Below are 6,538 nucleotides of genomic sequence, written 5' to 3'. Positions count from 1 at the left end.
CGAAACCCAACGCCGCCTCTGCTGTTGAAACACACAACGTGGGAGCGGGCTTGCCCCGCGATTAGGCCAGCCCGGATAACATCACAGCCTGCCTAGGGCCCCATCGCGGGGCAAGCCCGCTCCCACGATATTCTGTTACTGCAGGGGATCGCGTGGCGTCTTTCAACCCCGCGCCAACTCGGCCAGATGCGCCTTGGCCTCTTCGCTCTTGAGCACCAGCACATCGCTTTCCAGCGAGTCCAGCACCACCTCCGCAGTATTGCCGATCAGCGCCCCGGAAATTCCGGTCCGCGCCACGGTACCGACAATGGTCACCACGGCATCGAGCTTCTTCTCTGTATAGGGAATCAACACATCCGCCGGCCCTTCGGCGATATGCAGCCGGTCATCGGTGATATCGAACTCCGCCTGGAACGCCAGGCACGCCTCGCGATAGCGTTTCTCGATGGTCTCGGTGAGCTGGTAGACCGGGTCCGCGGCCGACAGCATGGGCGAGGGATGGGCACTGATCACATGCAGCTCGCCCTTGGCCAGGCTGGCGATGTCATAGCCATGGTCGATGATGCTGGCATGCAGCAGGCGATGGGCTTCATCCTGGTTGCCGACATCCACCGCCGCGAGGATCTTGCCACCTGTCCATGGCCGCTCGCTCTTGACCATCAGCACCGCGCACGGGCACTCGCGCAGCAGTTTCCAGTCACTGGGAGTGAGCAGTGCCTTGCGCAGCGGATTGTCCGGCCGATGCTCCTTGATCACCAGTTCGCAGCCTTCGGCTTGCTGCACATGGATGATCGACTTGTGCAGGTTGTCCTTCCAGTGCTGCTCGTGGGTGACACTGTCGTAACCGTCGTCATGCAACTGGCTGCTGAGCAAGCTGAGCAGCGCGTCATGATCCTGCTTCTTGTCGCACATCAACAGGTGCAGGCGCGCGCCGGTCACCCCGGCGATCAGCTTGGCCCGGGTCAGGGCACGGCTGTGGGCGTGCTCGGGGTCGAGGACGACAAGGATGCTGCGTACGGCTTGCATGGGCGTGAACTCCCTTCAGAATGGCGGCCAATGCCTGACTATAGACGGCGCTGCTGCCGCTGCCGCTTGATATGTATCAAGCATAGTCACTGGCACTCGGCACGGTCGCCGGTATAATCGCCGGTCCTGCCGATGTCCTGTGTGATTGTGAGTGCCATGTCCCTGATTCCCGAAATCGACGCCTTCCTCGGTTGCCGTACCCCTGATGCCTGGATCGAGGCGGCGCTGGCCGACCAGGAGACCCTGCTGATCGATCACAAGAACTGCGAGTTCAAGGCGGCCAGCACCGCGTTGAGCCTGATCGCCAAGTACAACACCCACCTCGACCTGATCAACATGATGTCGCGTCTGGCCCGCGAGGAACTGGTGCACCACGAACAGGTGCTGCGCCTGATGAAGCGCCGCGGCGTGCCGCTGCGCCCGGTTTCGGCTGGGCGCTATGCCTCGGGCCTGCGGCGGCTGGTGCGCGCCCATGAGCCGGTCAAGCTGGTGGATACCCTGGTGGTGGGGGCTTTCATCGAGGCGCGCAGCTGCGAGCGCTTCGCCGCCCTGGTGCCGCACCTGGACGAAGAGCTCGGCACCTTCTACCACGGCCTGCTCAAGAGCGAGGCACGGCACTACCAGGGCTACCTGAAGCTGGCTCACCAGTACGGTGACGAAGCGGATATCGCCCGGGTGGTGGAGCAGGTGCGCGAGGCGGAGGCCGGGCTGATCACCTCACCCGACCAGGAGCTGCGCTTCCACAGCGGGATTCCGATGGCACAAGCGGCCTGAGCTATTGCCGGCGACCGAGCAGCAACCCGACCACCAGGCCAAAGCCCGCCGAGATCGCCACGGTCTGCCAAGGGTGGCCCCCGATGTATTCCTGGGTCGCTTCGACCGCGGGCTGCGCCTTGCGGCCCAGCCGACCGGTGGCGTCGCGGGCCTGCCGCAGTTTCAGGCCGAGCTGCGCGCGCAGGCCTTCTGCTTCCTCTCCCACCAGCGACGCACTGTCGCTGAGCAGTTTCTCGGATTCTTCGATCAAGGCCTGCAACTCACTGAACACCTGATCCTTGATCTGGTCGTTGTCGGCTTGCGCGGCGGTTTTCCTGGCCATGTACACATCCTCGTGAAGGGTTGGGCGTTGAACAGTGGATGCCACGGCGCCGGGAAAGTTGCAGCGGCGTACCGATGGCGCGTCGCTACAGTGTAAGATAGCGCCCATTTTCCAGCGGCAGGTAATACCCCCATGAGTTTCAATCTGGCCAACATGAGCTTCCAGGAACGGGCGCAGATCGAGGCGGAGAAGGCCCGTTTATTCGAGTACTGGCAGAACAACCTGGGCAAGGCCAAGGGCGAGGCGGCGCGGCTGATCGCGGAGAAGCCGCGGCGCAAGGGCAAGTGGGCCGAATGGGTGCGCGCCGAGCTCGACGGCATGTCGCCGGCGGAATTCAACCAACTGGTACGCAGTGAAGTGAACAAGATGATGGCCGCCGCCAGCGCCAACCGCTGAGTCAGGCGAACACCTCCAGTACCGCGGCCCGAACCCGCTCGACCAGCGGGTCCTGCGGCCCGCTGGTGCGCCAGCCCAGCTCCACTGGATAGCGCGGCAGTGGCAATGGGCAGGGTAGGGCCTGCAAGCCGGTGGCCCTGGCGATGGCCGTTGCGGCGTGGCCTGGGAGGGTGGCGAGGTATCCGCTGCCCTTGAGCAAATAGCCCAGCGCGGCGAAATGACTGGTGGCCGCGCACACCTTGCGACCTTTCCCCAGAACCGCCAACGCCTCGTCGACGATTCCGACGAACCCGCCCGACGATACCAGGATCTGCTCCCGCTCGACGAACTGCTCAAGGCTCAGGCTTGTCTGGCCAGGGGCCAGGCTAGTCGGATCGAGCAGGCACAGGTAGTCACCCTCGCCCAGCACCACGCGGCTGAGCAGACGCTCGGCAAAGCCCCCCGAAGTCAGCGCCAAATCAAGGCTGCGCTCCAGCAGGCCCTGGGCGACGATCTGGCTGTGGGTCTGGCGGAAGATCAGGCGCAGTCCCGGCGCGTGGCGGCGTACCGCCTCAACCAGCGCCTGGCCGTAGGCGATCTCGAAATCATCCGACAAACCCAGGCTCAGCGAGCGGCCATTGAAGCGGCTGGCCTGTGGGTCGAGCAGTGCCAGGCTCTGCCGGCACTTGCCGAGGGCTTCGCTGATCAGTGGCTTGAGCTGGTTGGCCCGCTGAGTTGGGCTCAGGCCACGGCCGGTGCGGACGAACAAAGGATCGTCGTACACCTGGCGCAGCCGGCGCAGGGCGGCACTGACCGCCGATTGGGTCAGCCCCAGGCGTAAGGCCGCGCGACTGGCGCCACCTTCGTCATGCAGGGCTTCGAAGACCTTCAACAGGTTGAGGTCGATATCGATGATATTCATGTTGTTAATATCATTCAGTAGTGTATTGGGCTTTTTTCATGATTACCGGGCGCCGGAGAATCTACCAGACCTTTTCCCTGACTGGAGTTCCCAAGATGTCCAAATCCATCGTTGCCGCCCTGCAGATCGGTTCATTGCCCGAGGGCAAAGCCGCTACCCTGGAGCAGATCCTCGGCTACGAGCAGGCCATCCGCGAGGCCGGCGCCAGCCTGGTGGTGATGCCCGAGGCGTTGCTCGGCGGCTACCCGAAAGGCGAGGGCTTCGGCACCCAGCTCGGTTATCGCCTGCCCGAAGGGCGCGAAGCCTTCGCCCGCTATTTCGCCAACGCCATCGATGTGCCGGGTGACGAGACCGAAGCGCTGGCCGGGTTGTCGGCACGTACCGGTTCGAGCCTTGTGCTTGGGGTGATCGAGCGCAGCGGCAATACCCTGTACTGCACCGTGCTTTTCTTCGAGCCGGAAGGTGGCCTGGTGGCCAAGCATCGCAAACTGATGCCCACCGGCACCGAGCGGCTGATCTGGGGCAAGGGCGACGGCTCCACGCTGCCGGTGGTGGAGGGCCGCGCCGGACGCATCGGCGCGGCGGTGTGCTGGGAGAACTACATGCCGTTGCTGCGCACCGCGATGTACGCCAAAGGCGTGCAACTGTGGTGCGCGCCGACGGTGGATGAGCGCGAGTTGTGGCAGGTCAGCATGCGCCATGTCGCCGCCGAAGGGCGCTGTTTCGTCATCAGTGCCTGCCAGGTGCAGGACTCACCGGCGGCGCTGGGCATTGAGGTGGCCAACTGGCCGGCCGACCGGCCGTTGATCAACGGCGGCAGCGTGATCGTCGGCCCCCTCGGCGAGGTACTCGCCGGGCCACTGGTGGGTGAACGTGGGTTGCTCTGCGCCGAGGTCGACACCGACGAGTTGGTGCGTGCACGTTACGACTTCGATGTGGTCGGCCACTATGCGCGGCCGGATGTGTTCGAGCTCAGCGTGGACGAACGTCCGCGTCCCGGCGTGCGCTTTGTCGGTCCAGCCACTGCTGGCGAGTGATCTCCCAGACCTCCTGCGGCAGGCGACCGCTGACGAAGTCGCCTTGCCCGGTGCGCAGCAGGCGCATGCCGCCGCGTTGTGAAATGCGCCGGGAGGCTTCGTTGGGCACCGCCTTGGGCACCCGCATCACCTCGCGGCCCAGGGTCAGGAACCAGAACGCGTCGATCACCTCGCAGGCCTCGGTGATATAGCCCTGGCCCTGCCAGGCGGGCGCCACCCAGAAGCCGCGATGGTTGTCTGGCAGGTCCATCAGGCTGATGCTGCCGATCAACTGCTCCGGCTGCGTCAGCAGGCGGATCGACCAGTGCCACTCGCGGCCCGCGGCCATGGCCGGCAGGCAGGCGTCACGCAGATAGCTCAATGCGCCATCCGGCGGATAAGGCCAAGGCACCTTGGCGTTGAGGTAGCGCACCACCTCCCACTGTGGGAAAAGCTGCTGGATGGCCTCGGCGTCACTCAGTTGCAGGGCGCGCAGCAAGAGCCGGGCGGTTTTCAGTTCGGGTGTGGTGGACATCGGTAGTTCCTTTACCTGTACAACCTTACTACCAAGTGCTGCCCATGGCGGCGGGCAGGTCGAGTTTGCCTTTGTCGGTGAAGCGCACGGTGCCCAGCGGGCCGCTCGCCAGCTTGCCGCGCAGTACATAGGGCAGGCCCTGCAGGGACTCCACCCGGCTCAGGCCATAGGCCTGGCGCAGGAAGGCGAAGGCGGTGATGCTCACTGGCACCACGATCACCGCCTCGTCGTAGCGACCGATATGTCCGCGCTGGTCGCTCACGCCGGCGGCCAGGGGCTGGTCGTTGACTTCCAGGTTGAGGGCGATGCCGTTGAAATCCACCGGGGTTTCGTTGGGGTTCTGCACGCGGATCTTCACCGCCATGCGCAGCTCCAGGTCCTGGCCGGGCAGGGGATCGATGCCGATCACGCTGATAGTCAGCGGGTCACGGCCCTGGAACAGGGCGCAGGCATTCAGGCCAAGGGTCAGCAGCAAAATCAGGCAGGCGCGGGCATACATGGTGATAGAGGCTCGGGACACGGGCGAGTCCTCAGTGTGGCAAATGCGTGGCGCCGCAATCAAGGAATGTGCGGTTCCTGTGGGAGCGGGCTTGCCTGCGACGGACCGCAGATCGGCCCGACTCAAACGAATGTACTGCGCAGATCCTCCATGAACGCCTGCTGCGCTTCACCGGGCTCCTGCCCACGGTGCCGCGCCAAGGTGAACGGCACTACGAAATCCAGTGTAGGGTCCAGTGCCCGCAACAGTCCCTGGGCTTCCCAGGGCGCGGCGCAGTGACGGGGCAGGTAGCCGATATGCCGTCCCGACAGGATCAACGTCAGCGCGCTGTCGATCTGTTCCGCCACCGCCAGACTGCGCCTGCTCAGGAAGGGTTCGCCCTCTTTGAGAAAACGGTAGGGATGGCAGACCTGGTCGGCCTCCAGCAATTGCTCGCGACTGATCCGGGCCTGGTCGAACAGTTCATGCCCCTGGCCACAGTAGAGTCGCTGGCGTTCCTCGAACAATGGCAGGTAATCGAATGCCGCCTGGTTGCCGGAGAAGTAGCTGATGGCGCAGTCCAGGCGCTGCTCCAGCAACAGCCGCTCGAGCTCGGCGGGTGGCGCGCAGGTCACCTCCAGGCGTACCTGCTCGTCACGTTGGCGAAACCGGGCGATGGCCCGGGCCAGGCGCAAGGTGACCTCGCGGTCCTGGTTCTCGGCCAGGCCGATGCGCAACGTGCCCAGCAAGCGTCCGGCCACGCCGTTGGCCTGCTGGCGGAACTGCTCGATCTGCAGCAGCAGGCCGCGGGTCGCCTGGAGCAGTAGCTGGCCTTTCTCGGTCAGCCGGAAACCGCCCTTGCCACGGCTGCACAGGCGATAGCCCAGGCGGGTCTCGAGCCTGGCCATCTGCTGGCTGATGCTGGGCTGGCTGAGCCCCAGCACGCCTTGGGCGGCGCTGAAGCCGCCGGCCTCGACTACAGTGACGAACAGCCGCAGCAGGTGCAGGTCGGGGTCGTGCAGTTGTCCGAGCATCACATTGGTCCTGGTGAATGTCAGCTTTGAATAGTTGCCATTTTTACAATGTAACC

Annotated in this window: 9 protein-coding genes; 3 read left to right on the top strand and 6 right to left on the bottom strand. The window is 64.8% G+C overall.

Features of this window, described 5'->3' with window-relative positions:
• Nucleotides 1-162: 162 nt before the first annotated feature.
• Nucleotides 163-1,026: a universal stress protein gene (locus HU751_RS24240; protein WP_050704888.1), complete on the bottom strand. Its 864-nt coding sequence runs from the start codon at nt 1,024-1,026 to the stop codon at nt 163-165.
• A gap of 156 nt (nt 1,027-1,182) precedes the next feature.
• On the opposite strand from HU751_RS24240, the gene HU751_RS24235 reads away from it, so the two are divergent.
• The gene (locus tag HU751_RS24235) at nt 1,183-1,800 is read left to right on the top strand and encodes a MiaE family protein (RefSeq protein WP_050704889.1); all 618 of its coding nucleotides are present in this window, start codon (nt 1,183-1,185) and stop codon (nt 1,798-1,800) included.
• A 1-nt stretch (nt 1,801) separates the two neighbouring features.
• Here HU751_RS24235 and HU751_RS24230 read toward each other — a convergent pair whose 3' ends face one another.
• Complete coding sequence (locus HU751_RS24230) at nt 1,802-2,122, bottom strand: ElaB/YgaM/YqjD family protein (protein WP_186735051.1); 321 nt, start codon at nt 2,120-2,122, stop codon at nt 1,802-1,804.
• A gap of 132 nt (nt 2,123-2,254) precedes the next feature.
• On the opposite strand from HU751_RS24230, the gene HU751_RS24225 reads away from it, so the two are divergent.
• Nucleotides 2,255-2,518: a hypothetical protein gene (locus tag HU751_RS24225; RefSeq protein WP_186735049.1), complete on the top strand. Its 264-nt coding sequence runs from the start codon at nt 2,255-2,257 to the stop codon at nt 2,516-2,518.
• Nucleotide 2,519: 1 nt separating this feature from the next.
• Here the strand turns inward: HU751_RS24225 and HU751_RS24220 are convergent, their stop codons facing one another.
• Complete coding sequence (locus tag HU751_RS24220; RefSeq protein WP_186735059.1) at nt 2,520-3,428, bottom strand: LysR family transcriptional regulator; 909 nt, start codon at nt 3,426-3,428, stop codon at nt 2,520-2,522.
• A gap of 86 nt (nt 3,429-3,514) precedes the next feature.
• Here HU751_RS24220 and HU751_RS24215 point away from each other — a divergent pair, with 86 nt between their 5' ends.
• A complete protein-coding gene (locus HU751_RS24215; protein WP_186735047.1) occupies nt 3,515-4,456 on the top strand; it encodes a carbon-nitrogen hydrolase family protein in 942 nt (313 codons plus the stop codon).
• Here the strand turns inward: HU751_RS24215 and HU751_RS24210 are convergent.
• From HU751_RS24210 to HU751_RS24200, 3 genes are all read right to left on the bottom strand, one after another.
• A complete protein-coding gene (locus HU751_RS24210) occupies nt 4,392-4,970 on the bottom strand; it encodes a GNAT family N-acetyltransferase (protein WP_186735045.1) in 579 nt (192 codons plus the stop codon). The two genes, HU751_RS24215 and HU751_RS24210, sit on opposite strands and share 65 nt — an antisense overlap.
• A gap of 28 nt (nt 4,971-4,998) precedes the next feature.
• Nucleotides 4,999-5,469, bottom strand: a complete 471-nt coding sequence (locus HU751_RS24205; RefSeq protein WP_186735057.1) for an LEA/WHy family protein — start codon at nt 5,467-5,469, stop codon at nt 4,999-5,001.
• Nucleotides 5,470-5,591: 122 nt separating this feature from the next.
• Complete coding sequence (locus HU751_RS24200; protein ID WP_186735044.1) at nt 5,592-6,482, bottom strand: LysR family transcriptional regulator; 891 nt, start codon at nt 6,480-6,482, stop codon at nt 5,592-5,594.
• Between the last annotated feature and the right edge of the window lie 56 nt (nt 6,483-6,538).

This window comes from Pseudomonas peradeniyensis (assembly GCF_014268935.2).
GTDB lineage: Bacteria > Pseudomonadota > Gammaproteobacteria > Pseudomonadales > Pseudomonadaceae > Aquipseudomonas > Aquipseudomonas peradeniyensis.
Note: the sequence above shows the minus strand (reverse complement) of the source record. Positions and strands in the feature narration are given on the sequence as shown.

Excerpts from the sequence above, each read along its gene's own strand:
- HU751_RS24240 (WP_050704888.1), bottom strand. The coding sequence starts at position 1,026 with ATGCAAGCCGTACGCAGCATCCTTGTCGTCCTCGACCCCGAGCACGCC.
- HU751_RS24235 (WP_050704889.1), top strand. The coding sequence starts at position 1,183 with ATGTCCCTGATTCCCGAAATCGACGCCTTCCTCGGTTGCCGTACCCCT.
- HU751_RS24230 (WP_186735051.1), bottom strand. The coding sequence starts at position 2,122 with ATGGCCAGGAAAACCGCCGCGCAAGCCGACAACGACCAGATCAAGGAT.
- HU751_RS24225 (WP_186735049.1), top strand. The coding sequence starts at position 2,255 with ATGAGTTTCAATCTGGCCAACATGAGCTTCCAGGAACGGGCGCAGATC.
- HU751_RS24215 (WP_186735047.1), top strand. The coding sequence starts at position 3,515 with ATGTCCAAATCCATCGTTGCCGCCCTGCAGATCGGTTCATTGCCCGAG.
- HU751_RS24210 (WP_186735045.1), bottom strand. The coding sequence starts at position 4,970 with ATGTCCACCACACCCGAACTGAAAACCGCCCGGCTCTTGCTGCGCGCC.
- HU751_RS24205 (WP_186735057.1), bottom strand. The coding sequence starts at position 5,469 with ATGTATGCCCGCGCCTGCCTGATTTTGCTGCTGACCCTTGGCCTGAAT.
- HU751_RS24200 (WP_186735044.1), bottom strand. The coding sequence starts at position 6,482 with ATGCTCGGACAACTGCACGACCCCGACCTGCACCTGCTGCGGCTGTTC.